Raw genomic sequence first — 22,929 nt, 5'->3', positions numbered from 1 at the left:
AATTGCCCGATCCGGTTTAATCTTTTAATTAAATATTTTAAGGACGCTCGACCCATCGTCGGTCGGGCGCATGTAATCGTCGCGCGTCTTCGTCTTTCCGCGCGAACCGGGAGGCATAGTGGCGCAGAAGATCAAGCTTTCGACGATCGCCGAAACGCTCGGCATTTCCACCGCAACCGTATCGCTGGCACTTCGTGACAGCCCCCTGGTCGCCGGCGCCACCCGCGACAAGATCAAGGAACAGGCGCGCGCGCTCGGCTATATCTACAATCGCCGCGCGGCCAGCCTGCGCACCTCGCGCTCGGGCATCATCGGCGTCGTCGTGCACGACATCATGAACCCGTTCTACGGGGAAATCCTGAAGGCGATCGAAAGCGAGCTCGACCGCAGCCGACAGACCTTCATTCTGTCCAACCACTACGATTCGGTCGAAAAGCAGCGCACCTTCATCGAGACGCTGCTGCAGCTCGGCGGCGATGGGGTCATCATGTCGCCGGCGATCGGCACGCCGCCGGAGGACATGCAGCTTGCCGAGGATAACGGCATGCCGGCCATTCTGGTCGCCCGCTCGATGGAGGGGTCGGATCTGCCGACCTATCGCGGCGACGACAGCTACGGTATTTCGCTTGCCACCAACCATCTGATCGGCCTCGGCCACCGCTCGATCGCGATGATCGGCGGCACCGACCAGACGTCCACCGGCCGCGACCGCTACCAGGGCTATGTCAACGCGCTGCGCAAGGCGGAGATCGAGGTCGATCCCGGCCTGCGCATTCCCGGCCCCCGCTCGATGCAGGGCGGCTTCGAGGCGGCGGTGCACTTCCTGTCGCTGCCGCAGAAGCCGACGGCGGCCGTCTGCTGGAACGACCTCGTCGCCATCGGCCTGATGAACGGCATCGCCCGCGCCGGCCTGGTGCCAGGCGCCGATATTTCCGTGACCGGCTACGACGATCTCGAGGAGGCGTCGATTTCGATGCCGGCGCTGACCACCGTGTGGAACGGCCAGGCCGAAGTCGGAAGGCTCGCCGCGCGCGCGCTGCTCGATCGCCTCTCCGGCAGCCACGAACCCGACGGCATCCATCTCATCAAGCCCGAGATGCGCATCCGCCAATCGACCAGCCCCTTCCGGCCCCGGTCATAATCCCCGCCCTTTATCCCGCTTCATCAAGGGCGCGCGACAATCGAAGAGGAAAAGCAATGTCCCGTACCGCTGTTCTCGTTCCGGGGAAAATGCACGAGCGCGTTCTGGCGCGCCTGAAGGATGGTTTCGAGGTCATCGAGGCGGACGCCGGCTCGCTCGATGCGGCGACCGCCAGCCGCATTCGCGGCGTCGCCGTCTCCGGCACCTTCGCGGCGGCCGATATCGACGCGCTGCCCAATCTGGAACTGATCTCGAGCTTCGGCGTCGGCTACGACAATGTCGACGCCAGGCATGCCGCCACCAGGGGCGTTGTCGTCACGAACACGCCCGATGTCCTCAACGACGAAGTGGCCGATACGGCGATCGGGCTGCTCATCAACACCATCCGCGAGTTTCCGCGCGCCGAAAACTGGCTGCGGGCCGGCAACTGGAAGCCGGGGCAGAACTATCCGCTGTCGCGGTTTTCGCTGAAGGGCCGCCATGTCGGCTTCTACGGCCTTGGCCGCATCGGACAGGAAATCGCCAAGCGGCTGGAGCCGTTCAAGGTGAAGATCAGCTATCACACCCGCACGCGCAACGACGCGCTGCCCTATGACTACTATCCGACGCTGGAGGGCCTGGCGGACGCCGTCGACACGATGATATCGATTGTTCCGAAGACGCCGCAGACGCACAAGACCGTCAACGCCGGTATCTTGAAGGCGCTCGGGCCGGATGGCGTGTTCGTCAATGTCGGGCGTGGCTGGACGGTCGACGAGGATGCGCTCGTCGAGGCACTGTCCTCGGGCGCGCTGGGCGCCGCCGGTCTCGACGTCTTCTACGACGAACCGAACGTGCCGTCCGCCCTGATGGCGCTGCCCAACGCCGTCCTCCTGCCACATCTCGCCTCCGGCTCGGTGCCAACACGCAACGCCATGGCCGATCTGGTGGTCGACAATCTGGTTGGGTGGTTTGACGCGCGCAAGCCGTTGACGCCGGTGGCGGAGACGCCCGTCAAGGGATGATGGGTCGGCGGCGGCGCTTTCCTCGCCTTACGCCACCACCTTCGCGGCCGTCACAGGCAGCTTGGCCGCCGCGTAGTCGCGGACGGCGTCGCCGAAGGCGGTGAAGAGCTGGTTGGAGGGCTTGTCGGTTTCGGCCCAGTATTCGGGATGCCATTGCACGCCGACGGCAAAAGCCCTGGCGTCGATGACGGAGACGGCCTCGACCGTGCCGTCCTCGGCCACGGCTTCCACGGCAAGGCGGGGGGCGGTTTCGGCGATCGCCTGGCGGTGCAGCGAGTTCACCTTGATCTCGCCGGAGCCGACGATGCCTGCGATGCAGGTGCCCTCGCGGACCATGACATTCTGGCGGATGGCGTACATGCCGTCGCGGTCGACGTCAGCGGGCTTGCGGTGGTCCCAGATGCCGGGCTGGTCCTGGATTTCGCTCGCCAGCGTGCCGCCGAGCGCGACGTTCAATTCCTGGATGCCGCGGCAGATGGCGAGCAGCGGAATGGCGCGGTCGATGGCGCGGCGGATGAGCGGCAGCGAGGTGGCGTCGCGGGCAGGGTCGAAGGGGCCGTCGGCGTCGGTCGCCTCCTTGCCGTAGCGCGCCGGGTGGACATTGCTCGCCGAGCCCGAGACCAGGACGCCGTCGACGCGATCGAGAATGGCGTCGATGTCGTAGCCTTCCTCGAAGGCCGGGATGATGAAGGCCATCACCCCTGACGCGTTCAGCGCGGCGCGGACATATTGGTGCTGCACGGCATGCCAGGTGGCGCCGTCAAAGCTGCGGATATCGGCGGGAACGGCGACGATGGGCTTGGTCATTGTCTATCCTGAGGACGATCCTGTGTCGCTCATTTGAGAAACCAGAACGGGGCGGAAGTCAACGTTTCCTAAAAAGGCGGGGCTCCCAGAAAGGCAGGGTTTCCGGAAAGCAGGATTGCGCGATACGTCCGGCGAAATTGCGGCAGGGTGGCGGGGTGGGCGTCTATCGTCCGACTAAGTCGCTGATTCCGATCGAAATGCGCCACTCGCCATATTGGTGTCGTGATCCCAAAGACTAATGAGCCGGCGCTTGAATCGCCTGCGTCCGCATGCTTAGCTTCCCGTCGTGCTGCGGGTGGGGAGAGTTTGGCCTCGCAGAACCAACCATGGGAGGTTTTTGATGGATCGTCGTTCATTCTTCAAGAAGGCAGGAACAGCGGGCGTCGGCGCCGTTGCCGCCTCGGCTCTGGCGGCGCCCGCGATCGCCCAGGAAAATCCCAAGATCGCCTGGCGCATGACCTCGTCGTTTCCAAAGAGCCTGGACACGATCTATGGCGCTGCCGACGATATTTCCAAGCATCTGGCAGCATCCACCAACGGCAACTTCACCATCCAGCCATTCGCCGCCGGTGAGATCATTCCCGGCCTGCAGGCGGCCGATGCGGTCAGCGCCGGAACGGTGGAAGCGGCGCATACCTGCTCCTATTATTTCGTCGGCAAGGACCCGACCTACGCGATCGGCACCGCCATTCCCTTCGGCCTCAACGGGCGCCTGACCAATGCCTGGTTCTACGAGGGCAACGGCAACACGCTGATGAACGAATTCTATGCCACGCAGGGCATTTACGGCCTGCCGGCGGGCAATACCGGCGCCCAGATGGGCGGCTGGTTCCGCAAGGAAATCAATACGCTGGACGATCTCAAGGGCGTGAAGATGCGCATCGCCGGGCTCGCCGGCCAGGTGATCAGCAAGCTCGGCGTCATCCCGCAGCAGATTGCCGGCGGCGACATCTATCCGGCTCTCGAAAAGGGCACGATCGACGCTTCGGAATTCGTCGGTCCCTATGACGACCTGAAGCTCGGCCTGCACAAGGTCGCGAAGTATTACTACTATCCCGGCTGGTGGGAGGGTGGCCCGACGGTGCATGCCTTCTTCAACCTGGAAAAGTGGAACAGCCTGCCCAAGCACTACCAGGCGGCGCTGACCGATGCCTGCGCCTTCGCCAATACCAACATGATGGCGAAGTACGACATGAAGAACCCGCCGGCGCTCAAGCAGCTGGTCTCCGAGGGCGCGACGCTTCGGCCCTTCAGCCAGGAGATCATGGAAGCCTGCTTCCAGGCCTCGATCGGCATCTACGGCGAGATTTCGGCGTCCAATCCCTACTTCAAGAAGATCTACGAGGATCAGACGGCGTTCAAGCGCGACGCGTATCTGTGGATGCAGCTGTCGGAATATACGTTCGACACGTTCATGATGATCCAGCAGCGGGCCGGGAAGATCTGAGCTCGAGTTCCTGAAAAGACCCCGCCCCAACCCCTCCCCACAAGGGGGAGGGGCTTAACGTGTTGCGCCCTCTCGCCCTGTCGTACTGAGACGTTGAGCCCGGGTTAGCCCCTCCCCCTTGTGGGGAGGGGTTGGGGAGGGGACTTCTTTTATTGCGCGGGTTTCACCTGTGCCGGCGGTTGTCCGGGCAAGCCGTTCATCGGCGGCAGCGACAGGCCGGGCATTCCGGGTGGGGTGCCCATCGGCGGCAGGCCAAGCCCGTTGCCGCCAAAGCCGGGGACCTCGATCTTGATCGTGTTCAGATCCACCTCCGGCCCCTTCTTCAGCCAATAGGTCACCGATTGCGGCCAGAAGATCACGATGGCGACGAGGATGAGTTGCATGCCGACCCAGGGCAGGGCGCCCATGTAGATGTCCGAGGTCTTGACGCCGCGGTCGGCGATCGAGCGCAGATAGAAGAGCGCGAAGCCGAAGGGCGGGTGCATGAAGCTGGTCTGCATGTTGACGCAGATCAGCACGCCGAACCAGATCAGGTCGATGCCGAGCGCGGAGGCGACAGGGGCGAGCATCGGGATGACGATAAAGGCGATCTCGAAGAAATCGAGGAAGAAGGCCAGCACGAAGATGAAGATGTTGACGAAGATCAGGAAGCCCACCGGTCCTCCGGGGATGCCCGACAGCATGTGCTCGATCCAGCGCGAGCCATCCATGCCCTGGAAGACGAGGCTGAAGCAGGTCGAGCCGATCAGGATCATCACCACCATCGACGTGATGTGCATGGTGGAGCGCATCGCCTCCTGCATCAGCGGCCAGGTCAGGCGGCGGTGCATGGCGGCAAGCACCATGGCGCCGACGACGCCGAGCGCGCCGGCCTCGGTGGGGGTCGCGAGCCCCATGAAGATGGTGCCGAGGACGAGGAAGATCAGTACGATCGAGGGCACCATGCCCGACAGCACCTTGAAGAGCAGCGCCCAGGTGAAATCGCCGCGCACCTCCCGTGGCAGAGGCGGCACGGAGGCGGGTTTCACGATCGACAGGATCAGGATGTAGATCATGAAGATCGAAACCTGCAGGATCGAGGGGCCGATGGCGCCGAGATACATGTCGCCCACCGACTTGCCGAGCTGGTCGGCGAGAACGACGAGGACGAGCGAGGGAGGGATGACCTGCGTGATGGTGCCCGATGCGGCGATGACGCCGGTGGCGAGCCTCGGGCTATAGCCGTAGCGCAGCATGATCGGCAGCGAGATGACGCCCATGGTGATGACCGAGGCGGCGACCGTGCCCGTGATGGCGCCAAGCACCGCGCCGACGAGGATGACCGCGTAGGCAAGGCCGCCGGGCACGCGGCCGAAGAGCTTGCCCATGCCCTCGAGCAGATCCTCCGCCAGGCCGCAGCGCTCCAATATGGCGCCCATGAAGGTGAAGAAGGGGATGGCGAGCAGGAGGTCGTTGGAGACGATGCCGAAGAAGCGCAGGGGGAGCGCCTGCAGGAAGGCCTCGCTGAAATGCCCGGTGGCGATGCCGATGATGCCGAAGAACAGGCCGACGGCGGCGAGCGAGAAGGCGACCGGGAAACCGTAGAGCATGAACAGGACCATGCCCACGAACATGGCCGGCGGAATGATGCCGAAATCGAACAAAGGCTTTCCTCCCGGTCGCGGTTACTGCAGCGGCTTTTCGTACTTGGTCTCGACGACGAGGTGACCCGTCAGCGCGGCGATGCGCTTGATCAGCTCGGAGAAGCCCTGCAGCGTCAGAAGGCCGAAGCCCGCCACCAGGATGAGCTTGACCGGCCAGCGGATCAGCCCGCCGGCGTTGGAGGAGACCTCGTTCTGCATGTAGGAGAGCCAGAAGAAGGGCCAGCACAGCCAGGTGAGGAAGATGCAGGCCGGGAGCAGGAAGACGATCAGCCCGATCGTATCGATCCACAGACGCGCCCGGTCCGACACCGAGCCGTAGATCAGGTCGACGCGGACATGCTCGTTCATGCGCAGCGTGTGGGCGGCGCCGAGAACCACGACGAAGGCGAAGAGATACCACTGGATCTCGAGCCAGCCGTTGGAGCTGTAGTTGAAGGTGTAGCGGATCAGCGCGTTGGCGGCGCTGATGAGACAGCAGAGCAGCACCATGTATTCGGACAGCTTGCCCATGAACTGGCTGACAGCATCGATCAGCCGGCTGACGGCTAGAAAAACCGGCATGCCTTCCCCCTCCTATTTCACGGGTTTTATCCCATGTTCTCCCGCCCCGATTCGTAGATCAGGGGCATGGGAATTGAAAGCGGAAAGCCCCGATGTTGGATTATAGTCTTATATAGACGGCGAACCGCCAGCTGCGCTTGCCGGTGCGGGTCGCGACAACCTCTAGGTGGACCGCCTTATTGTGAAACATCCCCGTAAGGCTGCAAAAACAGCAATTTTTCAGCTCTACTCTCCCCAGGATTGTAGAAAAATCAACCAAATGTGCGGGTGACCAGAAATCAATTTTTAAAGGGTTGGCGGTAGGGTGCTGCGGTACAGGGAAAATATTGGATGAAGCCAGATAGCCCGAGCAGGGTCCCTACGGATGTATATCTCTCGTTTGTGAGTTCCCTCTCGGGAAACCGCATGACGTTGCTCGCCGGCGTCATCGTTCACATGGCGACCTGCCTGGCCATTGCATTCAAGACCGGCTCCAGCGTCTACCTCTGGCTGGCCGGCGGCTTCTTCCTCGTCTTCTGCGCCCGCATGATCACCTTCCGCCAGTTCGACCGTGTCGACAAGGACACGATGTCGCGTGCCGACATCGAGCGCTGGGAGCGGATACTGGTGGCGGGCGCCGCCTGCACGACGACTTTGCTCGGCATCTGCAGCGGCTATGCGATCTTCATGCTGCACGACAGCTTCTCCGAGCTCGCCAGCATCTCGGTGACGATGGCGACCATGGTTTCGGTGGTCGGGCGCAACTACGGTTCGCGCATGGCCGTCGACCTGCAGACCTTCTCCTGCTGCCTGCCGATGATCATCTGCAGCCTGATGGCGATGGATTTCTATCGCGGCATCCTGTCCGTCTTCCTCATTCCCTTCTGGCTGACCACCCGGGCGATGGCCAACGGCGTGCGCGAGTTCCTCTACGAGAACGTCATCGCGCGGCGCGAGATCACCTCTATCGCCGACCGGTTCGACACGGCGCTGAACAACATGCCGCACGGGCTTGTCATGGTGGACGCGGAAAACCGCATCCAGGTGGTGAACCGCAAGGCCTGCGAACTGCTGAAGATCGGGGCGCCGGAGCGGTTGAAGGACCGCGATCTCGGCGCCGTCCTGCGCTACGGGGCGCGCTACAATTTCATGGATTCCTCGCAGCCGGAACTCATCCTGCGGCAGATGACACATGTCGCGGAGGGCAAGCTGTCGCGCATGCTCATCCATTTCCCCGAGGACCTGTCGCTCGAATTCTCCGCCAGCCGCCGCGCCGATGGCGGCGCCGTGCTGATCTTCGAGGACGTGTCGAGCCGCGTGAAGGCCGAGCAGAAGATCCTGCACATGGTGCGCTACGACGCGCTGACGGGCCTGCCGAACCGCGAATATTTCAGCCACCTCGTGCAGGATTACCTGAACCGCCATCCGCGCAAGCGTGGCCCGCTCGGCTTCATGGTGCTCGATATCGACGAGTTCAAGCATGTCAACGACATGCGCGGCCACATCACCGGTGACCGGCTGCTCTGCGCCATCGCCAACCGCATCGAGGAGCGCTCGCGCAAGGCGATCGTCGGCCGCCTGATGGGCGACCAGTTCATCCTGTTCTTCCCGCACGCCAAGGACGCGGAAGCGATGGACGCCGAGATCCGCCGCGTTCACGCCGAAATCCAGGGCAATTACGAGGCCGACGACGTCACCTTCCTGGTGTCGCTCTCGGCCGGCTTCGCCATCCTCGAAAGCGATGCCTTCGCGATGGACGAATGGAGCATCAAGGCGGATCTCGCGCTGTTCGAGAGCAAGTCCAAGGAGCGCGGCGGCATTTCCGGCTTCGAACGCGAGATGGACGGACGCTATATCGAAAAGCAGAAGCTGAAGGCCGACCTGCGTGAGGCGGTGGCCTCCAACGGTCTCAACATCGCCTATCAGCCGATGTTCAAGGCGGACGGATCGCGCATCGAATGCGCCGAGGCGCTGGCGCGCTGGGTGCACCCGGAGAAGGGGGCCATCCCGCCGGATGTGTTCATCCGTCTTGCCGAGGACATGGGCATCATCTCCGACATCACGCGCTTCATCCTGATGAAGGCCTGCGTGGACTGCATGACCTGGCCGGATCACATCGCGGTCTCCGTGAACCTTTCGGCGCGCGACCTGCGCGACAACGACATTCTCGCCGTGGTTTCGGAAGCGCTGAAAAACTCCGGGCTGAGCCCCGCGCGGCTGCATCTGGAAATCACCGAAAGCTGCCTCATCGACGAGCCGGCGGCGGTGCGCGCCATCCTGGCGGAGCTGCGCAACAGCGGCATCACCATCGCCATCGACGATTTCGGCACCGGCTTCTCCAGCCTGAGCTATCTGGATACGCTGCCGCTCGACATCATCAAGATCGACCGCTCCTTCCTGCGCAACATCGTGGAGGACGGCCGCCGGCTGAAGCTTCTGCGCGGCACGGTCAATCTTGCCCGCGAGCTCGGGCTCAAGATCGTCACCGAAGGCGTGGAAACCGCCGAGCAGCTGGCGCTGCTCAACAAGTACCGGGCGACCGATCTCGTCCAGGGCTACGTCTTCTCGCCGCCGGTGCCAGCGCAGAACGTCGCGCTGCTGCAGGAGGCGATCGGCCGCCGCACGCCGTTGCCGCGCCGGCGCAACAACGTCGCCTGAGCTTTTCCACTTCTGATCATCGCTGATGTCGCCGCCATCGCAACCGCTGGCTTCCACCGTTGCGCGATGATTGCGGCGCATTAACCTTAACAACTTAAATACGATTAAATTTACGTTAAAATCTTGCGTTTCGGCTCGTGTTCGGATGATTAATAACCCGTTAACGAACGGACGGGCACAATGTCAGGATCACATTCCAACGCAAGTGATTTCAGCCGCAAGATTCTTGAAGTTCTCGATAATGTCGAATACCGCCGCGTTGAAAGCAACGAGGACCTGGCACAGGTGGAACGCCTGCGCTACAAGGCCTACAAGGCGCACGACGTGCTGGCGCTGGCTCCCAAGGGGCTGCTCGACGACAGCGATTTCGACAGCCACGCCTATGTTTTCGGCCTGTACTATTATGGGGAAATGGTCAGCACGGTCCGGATCCATTATGTGACACCCGACCATCGGCTCAGCCAATCGGGCGGCGCCTTTCCCTGGGCAATGGACGCGATGCTCGATGCCGGCCTGACGCTGATCGATCCTGCACGCTTCGCCGCCGACCCGGAAATGACCGCCGATCTCTCCTGGATCCCCTATCTCACGCTGCGTCCGTCGATCGTCGCCGCGGCCTATTTCCGCGCCAGCCGGGTGCTGCAGTTCTGCCGGCCGCCGCATGCCGCGTTCTACAAGCGCGTCTTCTACGCCGACACCATCGTGCCCGGCCAGCTGGCGAAGAATTACGGGATCGACATGACGCTGATGGCGACCAATGTCATCGAGGTCGGGCGCAAGCTGTTGACGCGCTATCCCTTCTTCATCTCCAGCGCCAGCGAACAGCGCATGATGTTCTCGCGCAACCCCAACGACACGCTGCCGCCGCTGACGATCATTCCGACGGCGCGCTTCGTGCCCGAGGGCCAGTTCGGTACCGATCTGCCGCTCTGAACAATCCAGCACGATGCATGGGAAAGCCGCCCGCCCGCGGCATTCTCATGCATTGCGCTTTCGTGGGCTTTGTGCAATTTCTCTAACGGGACGTTCGCGCATGGGAGCGCGCGAACGAGAAAGTCATGTGGCCGCATCATGATGCCGGCCGGGGTTTCAGGGAGATGACAATCATGGCCGAGCACAATAGCGGACCCGCCGAAGTCGGCGCGCCGATGGACTATCCGGCGCACGAGCAGACCTACAGCATGTTCCTGGCGGCCGCGAAGTTCGGCACGCTGTTCCTCGTCGCGCTCCTGCTCGGCATGACCGCCGGCTTCTTCGCCGGCGCGGGCCTGCTCGGCGGCATCGTGGTGATGCTGATCGTCTTCATCGCCGGCCTCGTGCTGCTGCGCTAAGCGGCGACCGGCGACTTTTCACGATAGTTCGACATGATGGAGCCGGGTGGATGGCCGCCCGGTTTTCGTTCGTGCCTGTTACTCAGGCGGGCGAGGGCCTCAGTCGCGTTGAAGGACGCGGCGTGGCGCCGTCAGTTCCCAGCGCAGGCCTTCCGGCCGGAAGTCGACATGGACGCTGCCGCTGAAGGCGGCGGCGGCGTGGTTCTTGATCACGGTCGTGCCGAAGCCGGAGCGCTCCGGGGCGGTCACCGGCGGGCCGTCTCGCTCGTCCCAGACGACGCGCAGCATCTCCTCGGTGTGGTCGTTTTCCTGAATGCTCTGCCAGTAGAGCCTGACGCGGCCCTGAGGGACCGAGAGCGCGCCGTACTTGATCGAATTGGTGGCGAGTTCATGCAAGGTGAGGCCGAGGTTCTGCACGGCCTCCGGCTTCAGCATGAAATCGGTACCGGTCACCTCGATCTGCTGCAGGGCGTGCGGGAAGGCTTCGAGGTGGATGTCGATGACGCGGCGTAGCGACGCGCCTGCCCATTGCTCGCTGGTCAGAAGCTGGATCGAACGCGCCAGTCCTTCCAGGCGATCGGCGACAGCGGCCTGGTATTCCTCCACCGATCCAGCCTGCCGGGCGATCTGGCGCATCATCGCCTGGGCGAGCGCAAGCAGGTTCTTGGTGCGGTGGACGAGTTCGTTCATGACGAAATGCAGCCGGTCTTCCGTCTGGCTGCGGTCGAAGGAAGCGTTGGAGAGCGCCACGGCGACGCGGTTGGCCTCGATCACGCTGGTTTCGATCGGCGAGACGATATGGCCTTCGCCCATGCGGTTGGCCATGTCGGCGATGGCGCGGATGGTGGAGCGAACCTGCCGGGCGACGACATAGGCGCCGAGGATGGCGACCAGAAACAGCGCGATGCCGCCGATGATCAGGAAGCGCCATGTCGTGAGGATCGAGGCCTGGGCGGTGGCGACCGGCCCCCAGACCACGGCCTTCCACGACCAGCCGGGGATCTGCGCATAACCGAGGAGAGCGTTCGGCATGACGACGCGGTCCTCGTAGACGCCGCTGGAATTGATCAGCGACGGAAGGATGCGGGGGTCGAAAGGCTTGCCGAAATCGAGACTGGTGGCGCCGGCCGAGGCGACCACCTGGCCGCTCTGGTCGAGGATCGCCGCCGACCAATCGGCCGACAGGCCCTCGGTGGAGACCAGCCTGGCGAGATCCCTGGCGTTCTGGGTGATGATCAGCGCCGCGACCTTGCCGACATCGACAGGCATGGCGACGTTGTAGACCCATTCGCCGCTGGTGCGGCCCATGAAGACGTCGGAGGCCTCGATGCGGCCGGATCGCATGACCGCCTCTACGGATGGCAGGTTCGCCACCTTGCCGAGCGGGGTGCCGTAGTCGACACGGGTGTTCAACAGGAGCTGGCCGGTCTTGTCGGTTGCGAGCACATACAGGGTATTGGCGCGCATCGCCGTTTCGGTACGATTGTGGAAGGCCTCGAAATCGCCGGTCTCGAGCTCGGGCGAGGTTGCCAGCAATCGCAGCGTCGTCGCCATGTCCTGCAGCTGGCGATCGACGGTGCGGGCAAGGGCGGTGGCGTCCTGCGCGGTCTCGCGCTTCAGGATCGAACGCTGGCTGTCTTCCAGCTGGCCGAGCAGCAGCGCCACCAGCGCGAAGATCGGCAGCGCCACGGCCACCGCCATCGCGATCAGGTAGGTGCCGATCGAGGCCTTGGGGAAAAAACGAAAGCTACGCTTCATCGGCACGGGCACCGCTCGAAGGGTAGGCCGGCAGCCGCGGGCGCGGGTTTCCAACAGGTAACAGCACAGACTTCAACCACGACATCCGCCCTCAACGCGCCATCACGCTCCCGATAGCCTGCTATCGAACCCGTCGCATGTTAGGGGCAGGGGGGATCGCTTGCAACACACTAAAGCATGCCCGCGGCCATTTGTCGGAAATCGTCCTTTGCGACGTCAGCTGACGCCGCGCGGCCGGAAGGGAGCGAGCATAGGATCGCTCCCGCCGTTTGGTGGATCAGGCGCCGCTGACGCGGGCGAGACCATCCTTGGCCGGCTGATATTTCGGGTCGAGGTTGATGGCTTGGCGATAGGATCGCGCCGCCTTCTGCTTGTCGCCCTTGCGCTCGTAGACCAGCGCCTGGTTGGCCCAGCTCTCGGCGAGATTGCCGTTCAGCTCGATCGCGTGGTTGAAGTCGGCGAAGGCGTTGTCGTCGTCATTGGTGGCGATGTAGGAGATGCCGCGACCGTTGTAGGGCTCCGGCGAGTTCGGCGACAGCGAGATCGCCCTGGAGAAATCCTCGATCGCCTTGTCCTGCTGGTTGCGCTTCTGGAAGATCAGGCCGCGATTGTGATAGGCGCGGCCGTCGGTGGTGCCGTTCTGGATCGCCTTGTTGAAATCGTTGAAGGCGGCGTCGTCCTGGCCGGCGGTGCGGTAGACGTTGCCGCGGCCGATCAGGGCCACGTCGTAATTCGGGTTGATCTGGAGCGCCGAATTGTAATCCTGGATCGCCTGCTGCTGCTGGCCCATGTTGCGGTAGACGAGGGCGCGGTTGGCGTAGGCCTGGTAGAATTTCGGGTTGATCTGCAAGGCGGTGTTGAAGTCGTTCAACGCCGCGCGGAAATCGCCGCCGCGACCATAGGCGGAGCCGCGAACGTTGTAGCCCTCTGGGTCACGCGGATTTGCGTTGATGACGGAGGTCAGCGATGCGATGTTTTCCTGCGAGCCCTGAGCCTTGTCGATGCGGATGACGGCATCGGAGGTGCTGTTCGTGTTGCAGCCGGCGAGGGCAAGGACCGAAACCACCGCCATCACGGGCAGGGCGATCATTTTCTTCGACGAACGCAAGGGTCGGGTGTTCAACATCGTATCAGCCATGCGGGCTCGTTTTCCCCATTACCGCCGGCCAATCTCAGACGGGCGGGCGAAGCAGCAAACAAAAAAGGCGGTGGCGACCAGATCGCCCCCGCCAACATGCATCTGAAAACGTCGAAATAACGACGGAACGCCTTAGCGTGCGGAAGAAGCTCCGCGCGAAGGAGCAACGCCGCTTTCGCGCTGAAGACGCTTGCGTGCCAGCTTGCGAACGCGACGAACAGCTTCGGCCTTTTCGCGGGCGCGCTTTTCCGAAGGCTTCTCGTAGTAGTCGCGCATCTTCATTTCGCGGAAAATACCTTCGCGCTGCATCTTCTTCTTGAGAGCGCGGAGAGCCTGGTCAACATTGTTGTCGCGGACGAGTACCTGCACGAGAATCACGTTCCTTTGGTTCGGTTGATGCCCCTGATCATCCCGATGGCAGAGGCAAAAAATGTTCATTCCGCGCGGCAGCGCCTCGCGATTGGTGTGCGGGATAGCAGATCGCTTGGGCGAAGTCCATATGGATCAGCGGGTTTCAGCCGAAAAAACCCTGCAATCCAGGCTCGTATCCGCGCAAAAGGTATTTTCACCCTCATGGCGCGCCGTCAGGCAGCCTGAAGCCCCGTAAAGCCAGGGTGTCGCGGCTAATTCGGGTTCGTTCCTTGCATCGGCCGCCTTTTGCACTATAATCCAACCATCGACCATTGCTTGTGACCTTTGTCAAAGAGCCTATCGGGCTCCGTCAGATCTCCTCTCAAAATCGATCATATCCGGCACGCAACTGCCGGGAAATGCCTCGCATTGGAAGTGATCTTCGGTATCGCTGCGAGGATCGGCTTTTTGCCGGCCGCCTCGGGATCTCGATCCCGGGCGTAGCAGTTCAGTCCGTTTCGGGGCCCTGGGTCTCGATATCAGGGTCGCTCAGGCGATCGCGAAATCGCGCAGGCGTTTTCGACACCACTTAGCCGGCATCCTCGATGCCAGACACGAAACCGCGACGATTGCCGCTCAAGTCATCCCGGCCTCACCCATGGCGCCAAGGGCGGGAAACAGCTTTCGGCTCGTCAACAACCGGCAATCCGTTGCCGCAGGAAAGGAATATAATTTGCAGGTTCTCGTCAGGGATAACAATGTCGACCAGGCGCTCCGCGTCCTGAAGAAGAAGATGCAGCGCGAAGGTCTCTTCCGCGAATTCAAGGCGCGCAGCGCCTATGAAAAGCCGTCGGAAAAGCGCGTGCGCGAAAAGGCCGAAGCCGTTCGCCGCCAGCGCAAGCTGACCCGCAAGAAGCTTCAGCGCGAAGGCCTGCTGCCCGCGCCGAAGAAGGCCGTGCGTCCGGCTCGCTAAGAGCCGGCCCAACGAAGAGATAGAGAGCGCAGATGACTTCAGACAATGAAATCTTCAATCAGGCCAAGCTCTCGTCTCGCGACAAGGCTGTCGTGACCGACACGACGGCCAGGGCGATCATTTCAGCCGAGGCCCAGGCTCGCGAATTGAAGACGGAGAAGCTCAAGGCTCTCCGCCTGCAGCGCGCTGCCGAAGCCCCGCCTGAGGTCGAGCCCGCCAAGAAGAAGCGGGCAACGCCGAAGACCGCGTCGCGGGCCTGATCGCGTCGTTCCTCCCGGCATTCGCCAGGCCATGCCTATCGGGAGCGGGCCGCTATCCGGCCTGTCCACGGCCGCCGCAATCCATTCCATTGTTCTAAAATGACCCGGACGCCTCGATCGGCTTACCTCCGGTTAAGCGCGATTCAACGTCCGATGGCACTTTCGCGCCGCCTGCCCGTTTTCAGGCATGCTGTACGTTCAGGACATAAAGCGTCTTCTTGGGCGCCGGGATGGAAACTTCGGCATCACCACCGCGCTGGTGCTGCCTATCCTGGTCGGCGTCGCCGGGCTGGCGGTCGATACCGCAAACCTCTCCTTGTCGCAGCGCCAGTTGCAGGAGGCGACGGATGCGTCGGCCCTTGCCGTCTCGACGGCGCTTGCCAACGGGGTGGCCGACGAGACATCCGGCAAGGCGCTGGGGCTCGACTTCCTGTCCGGCCAGATCGCGGGCATAGCGGGCAGCACGGCCGCGGCCGCCGCGAAGAAGGCGGCCACGGTGTCGATCACGACCACGACCACCTCGTCCGGCAAGAGTTTCGTGGTGAACGTGGTTTCCTCGATGCCGGTGACGCTGACGCCGCTCAGCGCTCTGATCGCCGGCAATACGATGACGGTCGCGGCCGCCAGCAAGACCACAAGCGGCTCGGGGACGACGAAGAACGGCATCTCGATCGAGCTGGTGCTCGACGCGTCCAGCTCCATGGCCGGAGATACGACCACGCAGAACGGTACGAAATGCGCGATCTATCTGCTCGGCATCTGCATCGGCACGCAGCCGGCCTATTACAGCAAGATCGACGCGCTGAAGATCGCCGCGGCCAAGCTGTTCGATTCGCTCGACAAGTATGATCCGAACACGCGCTATGTCCGCAGCGGCGCGATTTCCTATACCAGCAGCATCAAGGGGCAGTCGCCGATGGCCTGGGGCACGACGAACGCCCGCGACCACGTGAAGAACATCGTCATCGCGGCAAACAACGGCACCGACGCGACGGCCGCGATGAAAACGGCGAATGCCAACATCGCCAAGAACCTCTACGGCACCGACACGGAAAGCGTCGAGCAGGCGAAGAAGCTCAACACCAGTTCGGACCGCATCATCGTGCTCATGACCGACGGCGACATGACGGGCGATACCAGCAGTTGGGTGAGCAAGCTCGACCAGTCGGTGCGCGACGAATGCTCCAACGCCAAGGCGGCCGGCATCAAGATCTACACGGTGGCCTTCATGGCGCCGGACAAGGGTCAGGCGCTGCTGAAATTCTGCGCCTCTTCCGACAGCAACTACTACGAACCGAATACGATGGACGCGCTGACATCGGCCTTCAGCTCGATCGGCGAGGCCGCGACCAAGTCGACGAGCCGGCTGACGAATTGAGACGATGGGCGCGCCTAATCCAGTTCCTGCGCAAGGCCGATCAGCAGCCCTCCGGGGCCTCTGATATAGCAGAGCCGATAGGCATCCTTGTATTGCACCAGCTCGCCTTCGAGGCTGGCGCCGCGTTTGAAGAGCCGTTCGAGCGTGTCGTCTATATCCTCCACCGCGAACATGACGCGCAGATAGCCCAGCGCGTTGACCGGGGCGTCGCGGTGGTCGGCGACGATTTCAGGGGAGATGAAGCGGGAAAGTTCGAGGCGGCTGTGGCCATCGGGCGTGCGCATCATGGCGATCTCGACGTGCTGGTCGCCGAGCCCGGTGATGCGTCCGGCCCATTCTCCCTCGACGGTCGTCCGGCCCTCGAGTTCGAGGCCGAGTTCCGTAAAGAAATCGATCGTCTCGTCGAGGTCGTCGACGACGATGCCGACATTGTCCATGCGTCTGACGGTCATGCGCGCGAACTCCCTTACGATGCGAACCGAAGCGCCGATTTCGCGCGCGCCCTGGCGGCGACCTCCTCGCGGTCACGGGGCGGCTGCGAGGTCTCCAGCGTGTCGATCAGTTCGCGGGAGCAGGCCGCGATCGACGCGACGGCGGCCTCGAAGGCTTGCTCGTTGCGCTTCGACGGTTTGTTTGTGCCGCTCAGCTTGCGCACGAACTGCAGCGCCGCATCATGGATTTCCGCATCCGTTGCCGGCGGGTCGAAATTGAACAGGGGTTTGATATTCCGGCACATGCCTTGCCTCCCTTTCTCGCCATTGCCGCACGGTGGCGGCGCGTGACTTCATGGGAAAGCTAGGCGAGGGGGCGGCGATTGCAATCTGCGACATCGCCAGTCTGGGCGATATATGACGTCCGGCGGGCATCGCAAGGGCGGTCTTCGCCTTATTTTCCGCCGCATCCCAAGCAATCTTGCGCCGTGTCAAAACAAAAGCGTGTCGGCGTCGCAAAAGAAACGTTGTGCCGCTTTTGGATTTGCGATTTGTATGGCCAGCGACAGGGGATTTTCCCCGCAAGGAGATCAAGGCGGATGCGCAGATATTCGGTTTTTGCCGTGGCACGTGAGGCTCTCAGAGGGCACAAGGGCTGGGACAAGCAGTGGACTTCGCCGGAACCGCGCGCCGAATACGACGTCATCATCATCGGTGGCGGCGGGCACGGCCTGGGCGCGGCCTATTATCTGGCCAAGGAGCACGGCATCACCAATGTCGCGGTGCTCGAAAAGGGCTGGCTCGGCGGCGGCAATACCGGCCGCAACACCACCATCATCCGCTCGAACTATCTCTATGAAGAGAGCATGCACATCTACGAGCATTCGATGAAGCTCTGGGAGAACCTCTCGCAGGATCTCAACTACAATGTCATGTATTCGCCGCGCGGCGTGATGATGCTGTCGCACAATGTGCACGACCAGCAGTCCTTCAAGCGCCATATCCATGCCAACCGTCTCTACGGCATCGACAATGAATGGCTGACGCCGGAGCAGGCCAAGGCTTATTGTCCGCCGCTCGATATCTCCGCCAGCGCCCGCTATCCGATCAATGGTGCCGCGCTCCAGCGTCGCGGCGGCACGGCGCGTCACGATGCGGTTGCCTGGGGCTATGCGCGCGCGGCGTCCGATCGCGGCGTCCACATCATCCAGAACTGCGAAGTGACCGGCATCCGCCGCGGCCCCGACGGGCGCGTCACCGGTGTCGAGACATCGCGCGGCTTCATCGGCGCCAAGAAGGTGGGCGTTTCGGCCGCCGGCCACACGACCACGATCATGAAGATGGCCGATGTGCGCGTGCCGCTGCAATCGAGCCCGCTGCAGGCGCTTGTCTCCGAGCCCTTGAAGCCGATCTTCCCCTGCGTGGTCATGTCCAACACGGTGCATGCCTATATCTCGCAGTCCGACAAGGGTGAGCTCGTCATCGGCGCCGGCACCGACCAGTACAATTCCTACAGCCAGACCGGTGGCCTGCAGATCATCACGCATACGCTCGATGCCATCTGCGAGCTCTTCCCGATGTTCCGCCGCGTCAAGATGATGCGCCAGTGGGGCGGTATCGTCGACAACACGCCGGATCGTTCGGCCATCCAGTCGAAGACGCCGGTTCCGGGGCTCTACGTCAACTGCGGCTGGGGCACCGGCGGCTTCAAGGCGACGCCGGGCTCGGCCAATCTCTTCGCGCACCTCATCGCCCGCGACGAGGCGCACAAGTTCAATGCCGGCCTGACGCTGGACCGCTTCCGCACCGGCCGTCTGATCGACGAAGCCGCCGCCGCAGCCGTCGCGCACTGACACGAGGACATCATGCTTCTTATCTATTGCCCATACTGTCAGGAAGAGCGCTCCGAGCTCGAATTCCGCGGCGCCGGCGACGCGCATATCGCCCGCCCGACCAATATCGCCGAAATCTCCGACGAACAGTTCGAGGAGTATTTCTTCCTGCGCGACAACCCGAAGGGGCTGATCTTCGAACGCTGGCGCCACCAGCACGGATGCGGCCGCTTCTTCAACGCGGCGCGCGACACGATCAGCGACAAGTTCATCATGACGTACAAGGCCGGCGAGCCGAAGCCCGATATCGGTGCCGCCGCCGCGCCCCATGCTCCCGTCGAGACCTATGAGCAGCTCGAAGGAGAAGCGAAATGAGTGCTGCGAACCGCATATCAGGCAAGGGCCGCCTGACGCCCGCCAAGACCGCGCGCTTCACCTTCGACGGCAAGACCTATACCGCGCTCGAGGGTGACACCGTCGCCTCGGCTCTCATTGCCAACAACATCCATCTGGTCGGCCGCTCGTTCAAGTATCACCGCCCGCGCGGGATTCTGTCGGCCGGCGCCGAGGAGCCGAACGCGCTGATCGACGTGTCGCGCGATGCCGCCCGCAAGCAGCCGAACGTGCGCGCCACGGTGCAGGAAGTGTTCGACGGCATGATCGTCGAATCGCAGAACCGCTTCCCGTCGCTTTCATTCGATATCGGCGGCATCAACAACCTGCTGTCGCCGTTCTTCGCGGCCGGCTTCTACTACAAGACCTTCATGTGGCCGAAGGCTGCCTGGAAGAGCCTCTACGAGCCGATCATTCGCCGCGCGGCCGGCCTCGGCGTCGCGCCGAAGGAAGCCGATCCGGATCACTATGCCGGCCGTTACGCGCATTGCGACGTGCTCGTCGTCGGCGCCGGCGTGGCTGGTCTTTCGGCGGCACTCGCCGCGGCGCAGACCGGCGCCAAGGTCATCCTCTGCGACGAGCAGGCCGAGGTCGGCGGCGCGCTGCGCTATGACAGCGGCGTCAAGATCGATGGCCTTTCCGGCTACGAGTGGGCGCAGAAGACGGTCGCCAGCCTGAAGGCGATGGACAATGTGCAGGTTCTGACCCGCACCACCGCTTTCGGCTATTACAACCACAATTTCGTCGGTCTCGCCGAGCGCGTGACCGACCATATCGCCAACCCGAGCCGCCATCTGCCGCGCGAGCGTCTGTGGCAGCTGCGCGCCAAGCGCGTGATCCTCGCCAATGGCGCCATCGAACGCCACATGGTGTTCCCGAACAACGACCGTCCGGGCATCATGCTGGCATCGGCCGCGCGCATGTATCTCAACCAGTACGGCGTTGCCGTCGGCCAGAAGGTCGGCGTCTATACGGCGCACGACTCGGCCTACGAGGCAGCCTTCGACCTGAAGCGCGCCGGCGTCGAGATCGCGGCGATCGTGGATACCAGGCAGACGCCGGGCGCCGATGTTCTGGCCGAGGCCCGTTCGCTGGGTATCGACGTTCTCACCGGCCAGTCGGTCGTCAACACCTCGGGCAAGCTGCGCATCGCATCGATGACCGTCGCCCGCAACGGCGGTGGCTCGCCGCGCAAGATCGCGGTCGACGCGCTGCTGGTCTCGGCCGGATGGACGCCTTCGGTGCACCTGTTCTCGCAGTCGCGCGGGAAGGTGAAGTTCGAGCCGGAAACGCAGCGCTTCCTGCCCGGCACCTATGCCCAGGATTGCCTCTCCGTCGGCGCCTGCAACGGCACCGACGACCTGCAGCGCACGATCGAGGAATCGCTGGCAGCGGGCGAGCTGATGGCGCAGGCCGCCGGCAAGGCGCCCACCGGCAAGATCAGCATTTCGTCCGAGCAGGCGCATCAGTGGACCGGCGGCATGATCGGTGCGGCCGAAGGGGCAGGTCCGGAGACCAGCGCCAAGGCGTTCATCGATTTCCAGCACGACGTCTGCGCCAAGGATATCCGCCTTGCCGTGCGCGAGGGGATGCACTCGATCGAGCATATCAAGCGCTTCACGACAAACGGCATGGCGTCGGACCAGGGCAAGCTCTCCAACATGCACGGTCTGGCGATCGCCGCCGAGATGCTGGGCAAGGAGATCCCGCAGGTCGGGCTCACCACCTTCCGCGCGCCCTATACGCCGGTGACCTACGGCACGCTGATCGCGCATTCGCGTGGCGAGCTGTTCGACCCGACGCGCAAGACGCCGCTGCACCAGTGGGAAGAAGCCCAGGGCGCGGTGTTCGAGGATGTCGGCAACTGGAAGCGCGCTTGGTTCTACCCGCGCGCCGGCGAAACCATGCACCAGGCGGTCTCGCGCGAATGCAAGACGGCGCGCGATGTGGCCGGCGTGTTCGATGCCTCGACGCTCGGCAAGATCGAGGTCGTCGGCCCCGATGCCGCCGAGTTCATGAACCTGATGTACACCAACGCCTGGGATACGCTGAAGCCCGGCAAGTGCCGCTACGGCATCATGACCCGCGACGACGGCTTCGTCTATGACGACGGTGTCGTCGGGCGTCTGGCCGCCGATCGCTTCCACGTGACGACGACGACGGGCGGCGCGCCGCGCGTATTGAACCACATGGAAGACTATCTGCAGACCGAGTTCCCGCATCTGAAGGTGTGGCTGACCTCGGTGACCGAGCAGTGGGCTGTTATCGCCGTGCAGGGTCCGAAGGCGCGCGAGATCATCGCGCCGCTGGTTGATGGCGTCGATATCTCCAACGAGGCCTTCCCGCATATGAGCGTTGCCGAGTGCACGGTCATGGGCGTTCCGGCGCGCCTCTTCCGCGTGTCGTTCACCGGCGAAACCGGCTTCGAAATCAACGTGCCGGCCGATTACGGCCAGTCGGTTCTGGAAGCCGTCTGGGCCAACGCCGAGCCGCTCGGCGCCTGCGTCTACGGCACCGAGACGATGCACGTCCTGCGCGCCGAGAAGGGCTACATCATCGTCGGCCAGGACACGGATGGCACCGTGACGCCCGATGATGCCGGCCTCAACTGGGCGGTATCGAAGAAGAAGACCGACTTCGTCGGCATTCGCGGCCTGAAGCGCCTGGATCTCGTCAAGGAAGGCCGCAAGCAGTTGGTCGGCCTCGTCACCAAGGATCCGACGCTGGTGCTCGAGGAAGGCGCGCAGATCGTCGCCAACCCGAACGAGCCGAAGCCGATGACGATGCTTGGCCACGTCACCTCGTCCTACTGGTCGGAAAACCTCGGAAAGTCGATCGCGTTCGCGCTCGTTGCCGGTGGTCGCAGCCGCATGGGCGAGACGCTCTACGTGCCGATGCCGGACAAGACGATCGCTGTCGAGGTGACGGACATGGTGTTCTTTGACAAGGAAGGAGGCCGCATCAATGGCTGATACGGCAGTTCGCACATCCGTTCTCGCAAATAAGCAGGGCGGCTCGGCCAGCGTCAGGCTGACGGCGGCGCCCAACGCGACGCGCGTGGCGCTGCGCGCGCCGGCGGAATCGCTTTCGGCCCTGTCGTCGGCGCTCGGGGTGACCGTTCCTGACGCGCCGAAGACCTCCGGCCGCAAGGGCGGCCGCGCCGCGCTCTGGCTCGGGCCCGACGAATGGCTGGTCATCGACGAAAGCGGCGCCGACCTGATGGCGGCGCTGAAGGACGTGGGCGTCGCGCATTCCGCGACCGACGTCTCGCACCGCAACGTCGCGGTCATCGTCTCCGGTCCCGGCGCCGGGACCACGATCTCCACGGGCTGCCCGCAGGACCTGTCGCTCGAAGCCTTCCCCGTCGGCGCCTGCTCGCGCACGCTGTTCGGCAAGGCCGAGATCGTGCTCCTGCGCACCGAGGAGGATACGTTCCGGGTGGAATGCTGGCGGTCCTTCGCGGATTTCGTCTTCGGCCTGCTCGCCGAGGGCGCGGAGGATGCGGGGCACTAAAGCATGTCGCAGCCAACCTGATTCAGGATTCCCGTTTGGCTTAAAGTATGATTCACTTATCCCATGGAAGGAGATGCACCATGGGCAAGCCGCATCCGATCGAGTTGCGAGAGCGTGTCGTTGCGTTTGTGAATGAGGGGCACAGCAACCGCGAAGCCGCTCGGCATTTCCGGGTTTCGCCCCGGTTCGTCAACAACATGATGATCCTGCATCGGTCATGCGGTTCCCTGACCGCCGCCAAGCAGGGACACCCGCCTGGTGGTACAAAGCTTTTGGCTCATGGTGATTGGATCCGCGAGCGGATGGCTGCCCATGGCGAAACGACGTTGGA

The 22,929-nt window shown here is 63.4% G+C and carries 21 protein-coding genes and 1 pseudogene; 14 read left to right on the top strand and 8 right to left on the bottom strand.

Features of this window, described 5'->3' with window-relative positions:
- Nucleotides 1–118: 118 nt before the first annotated feature.
- Nucleotides 119–1,141: a LacI family DNA-binding transcriptional regulator gene (locus tag GGQ67_RS20425; protein WP_183901971.1), complete on the top strand. Its 1,023-nt coding sequence runs from the start codon at nucleotides 119–121 to the stop codon at nucleotides 1,139–1,141.
- Between the two features lie 56 nt (nucleotides 1,142–1,197).
- Nucleotides 1,198–2,145 carry a 2-hydroxyacid dehydrogenase gene (locus GGQ67_RS20420; RefSeq protein WP_183901970.1) on the top strand — a complete coding sequence of 316 codons (948 nt, stop codon included), beginning with the start codon at nucleotides 1,198–1,200 and terminating at the stop codon, nucleotides 2,143–2,145.
- A 27-nt stretch (nucleotides 2,146–2,172) separates the two neighbouring features.
- Here GGQ67_RS20420 and GGQ67_RS20415 read toward each other — a convergent pair whose 3' ends face one another.
- The gene (locus tag GGQ67_RS20415) at nucleotides 2,173–2,952 is read right to left on the bottom strand and encodes a gamma-glutamyl-gamma-aminobutyrate hydrolase family protein (protein WP_183901969.1); all 780 of its coding nucleotides are present in this window, start codon (nucleotides 2,950–2,952) and stop codon (nucleotides 2,173–2,175) included.
- Between the two features lie 340 nt (nucleotides 2,953–3,292).
- Between GGQ67_RS20415 and GGQ67_RS20410 the strand changes: the two genes are divergently transcribed.
- Nucleotides 3,293–4,399: a TRAP transporter substrate-binding protein gene (locus GGQ67_RS20410; RefSeq protein ID WP_183901968.1), complete on the top strand. Its 1,107-nt coding sequence runs from the start codon at nucleotides 3,293–3,295 to the stop codon at nucleotides 4,397–4,399.
- A gap of 149 nt (nucleotides 4,400–4,548) precedes the next feature.
- On the opposite strand, the gene GGQ67_RS20405 is transcribed toward GGQ67_RS20410, so the two are convergent.
- Together GGQ67_RS20405 and GGQ67_RS20400 are read right to left on the bottom strand one after the other, a co-directional pair.
- Nucleotides 4,549–6,042: a TRAP transporter large permease gene (locus tag GGQ67_RS20405; protein ID WP_183901967.1), complete on the bottom strand. Its 1,494-nt coding sequence runs from the start codon at nucleotides 6,040–6,042 to the stop codon at nucleotides 4,549–4,551.
- Nucleotides 6,043–6,063: 21 nt separating this feature from the next.
- On the bottom strand, nucleotides 6,064–6,603 hold the full coding sequence (locus GGQ67_RS20400; protein WP_183901966.1) for a TRAP transporter small permease subunit: 540 nt from the start codon (nucleotides 6,601–6,603) through the stop codon (nucleotides 6,064–6,066).
- Nucleotides 6,604–6,933: 330 nt separating this feature from the next.
- Between GGQ67_RS20400 and GGQ67_RS20395 the strand changes: the two genes are divergently transcribed.
- The 3 genes from GGQ67_RS20395 to GGQ67_RS20385 all read left to right on the top strand — a co-directional run bounded on the left by GGQ67_RS20395 (nucleotide 6,934) and on the right by GGQ67_RS20385 (nucleotide 10,571).
- Nucleotides 6,934–9,240, top strand: coding sequence for a putative bifunctional diguanylate cyclase/phosphodiesterase (locus GGQ67_RS20395; protein WP_183901965.1), 2,307 nt, complete (start codon nucleotides 6,934–6,936; stop codon nucleotides 9,238–9,240).
- Between the two features lie 180 nt (nucleotides 9,241–9,420).
- Nucleotides 9,421–10,173 (top strand): N-acyl amino acid synthase FeeM domain-containing protein, encoded by a 753-nt coding sequence (locus tag GGQ67_RS20390; protein ID WP_183901964.1) that lies wholly within the window; start codon nucleotides 9,421–9,423, stop codon nucleotides 10,171–10,173.
- Between the two features lie 173 nt (nucleotides 10,174–10,346).
- Entirely contained in the window at nucleotides 10,347–10,571 is a 225-nt protein-coding gene (locus tag GGQ67_RS20385) for an aa3-type cytochrome c oxidase subunit IV (protein WP_183901963.1), read from the top strand.
- A 99-nt stretch (nucleotides 10,572–10,670) separates the two neighbouring features.
- Here GGQ67_RS20385 and GGQ67_RS20380 read toward each other — a convergent pair whose 3' ends face one another.
- The 3 genes from GGQ67_RS20380 to rpsU (GGQ67_RS20370) form a co-directional block, all read right to left on the bottom strand.
- Nucleotides 10,671–12,329 carry a sensor histidine kinase gene (locus GGQ67_RS20380; RefSeq protein ID WP_183901962.1) on the bottom strand — a complete coding sequence of 553 codons (1,659 nt, stop codon included), beginning with the start codon at nucleotides 12,327–12,329 and terminating at the stop codon, nucleotides 10,671–10,673.
- A gap of 277 nt (nucleotides 12,330–12,606) precedes the next feature.
- Complete coding sequence (locus GGQ67_RS20375) at nucleotides 12,607–13,419, bottom strand: tetratricopeptide repeat protein (protein ID WP_425503819.1); 813 nt, start codon at nucleotides 13,417–13,419, stop codon at nucleotides 12,607–12,609.
- A 180-nt stretch (nucleotides 13,420–13,599) separates the two neighbouring features.
- Nucleotides 13,600–13,845: a 30S ribosomal protein S21 gene (gene rpsU / locus GGQ67_RS20370; protein ID WP_113197884.1), complete on the bottom strand. Its 246-nt coding sequence runs from the start codon at nucleotides 13,843–13,845 to the stop codon at nucleotides 13,600–13,602.
- A 706-nt stretch (nucleotides 13,846–14,551) separates the two neighbouring features.
- On the opposite strand from rpsU (GGQ67_RS20370), the gene rpsU (GGQ67_RS20365) reads away from it, so the two are divergent.
- From rpsU (GGQ67_RS20365) to GGQ67_RS20355, 3 genes are all read left to right on the top strand, one after another.
- The gene (gene rpsU, locus GGQ67_RS20365; RefSeq protein WP_018899825.1) at nucleotides 14,552–14,791 is read left to right on the top strand and encodes a 30S ribosomal protein S21; all 240 of its coding nucleotides are present in this window, start codon (nucleotides 14,552–14,554) and stop codon (nucleotides 14,789–14,791) included.
- 32 nt (nucleotides 14,792–14,823) lie between these two features.
- Entirely contained in the window at nucleotides 14,824–15,051 is a 228-nt protein-coding gene (locus GGQ67_RS20360; protein WP_183901960.1) for a hypothetical protein, read from the top strand.
- A 187-nt stretch (nucleotides 15,052–15,238) separates the two neighbouring features.
- Nucleotides 15,239–16,429 carry a vWA domain-containing protein gene (locus GGQ67_RS20355; protein WP_183901959.1) on the top strand — a complete coding sequence of 397 codons (1,191 nt, stop codon included), beginning with the start codon at nucleotides 15,239–15,241 and terminating at the stop codon, nucleotides 16,427–16,429.
- A 14-nt stretch (nucleotides 16,430–16,443) separates the two neighbouring features.
- On the opposite strand, the gene GGQ67_RS20350 is transcribed toward GGQ67_RS20355, so the two are convergent.
- A complete protein-coding gene (locus GGQ67_RS20350) occupies nucleotides 16,444–16,881 on the bottom strand; it encodes a VOC family protein (RefSeq protein ID WP_183901958.1) in 438 nt (145 codons plus the stop codon).
- A 14-nt stretch (nucleotides 16,882–16,895) separates the two neighbouring features.
- Nucleotides 16,896–17,165, bottom strand: coding sequence for a DUF2277 domain-containing protein (locus GGQ67_RS20345; protein ID WP_183901957.1), 270 nt, complete (start codon nucleotides 17,163–17,165; stop codon nucleotides 16,896–16,898).
- A gap of 294 nt (nucleotides 17,166–17,459) precedes the next feature.
- Here GGQ67_RS20345 and GGQ67_RS20340 point away from each other — a divergent pair, with 294 nt between their 5' ends.
- The 5 genes and pseudogenes from GGQ67_RS20340 to GGQ67_RS20320 form a co-directional block, all read left to right on the top strand.
- Nucleotides 17,460–18,713: a sarcosine oxidase subunit beta family protein gene (locus GGQ67_RS20340; RefSeq protein WP_183901956.1), complete on the top strand. Its 1,254-nt coding sequence runs from the start codon at nucleotides 17,460–17,462 to the stop codon at nucleotides 18,711–18,713.
- A gap of 12 nt (nucleotides 18,714–18,725) precedes the next feature.
- A complete protein-coding gene (locus GGQ67_RS20335; RefSeq protein ID WP_183901955.1) occupies nucleotides 18,726–19,067 on the top strand; it encodes a sarcosine oxidase subunit delta in 342 nt (113 codons plus the stop codon).
- Nucleotides 19,064–22,057, top strand: a complete 2,994-nt coding sequence (locus GGQ67_RS20330; RefSeq protein ID WP_183901954.1) for a sarcosine oxidase subunit alpha — start codon at nucleotides 19,064–19,066, stop codon at nucleotides 22,055–22,057. Before GGQ67_RS20335 ends, GGQ67_RS20330 begins: the two co-directional genes overlap by 4 nt.
- Complete coding sequence (locus GGQ67_RS20325; RefSeq protein WP_183901953.1) at nucleotides 22,050–22,598, top strand: sarcosine oxidase subunit gamma; 549 nt, start codon at nucleotides 22,050–22,052, stop codon at nucleotides 22,596–22,598. Before GGQ67_RS20330 ends, GGQ67_RS20325 begins: the two co-directional genes overlap by 8 nt.
- 80 nt (nucleotides 22,599–22,678) lie before the next feature.
- Nucleotides 22,679–22,929, top strand: a pseudogene (locus GGQ67_RS20320) (IS630 family transposase); the annotation flags it as partial.

The sequence above is a fragment of the Rhizobium metallidurans genome, from assembly GCF_014196505.1.
GTDB lineage: Bacteria > Pseudomonadota > Alphaproteobacteria > Rhizobiales > Rhizobiaceae > Rhizobium > Rhizobium metallidurans.
This window is presented reverse-complemented; position numbering and strand designations above follow the sequence as displayed.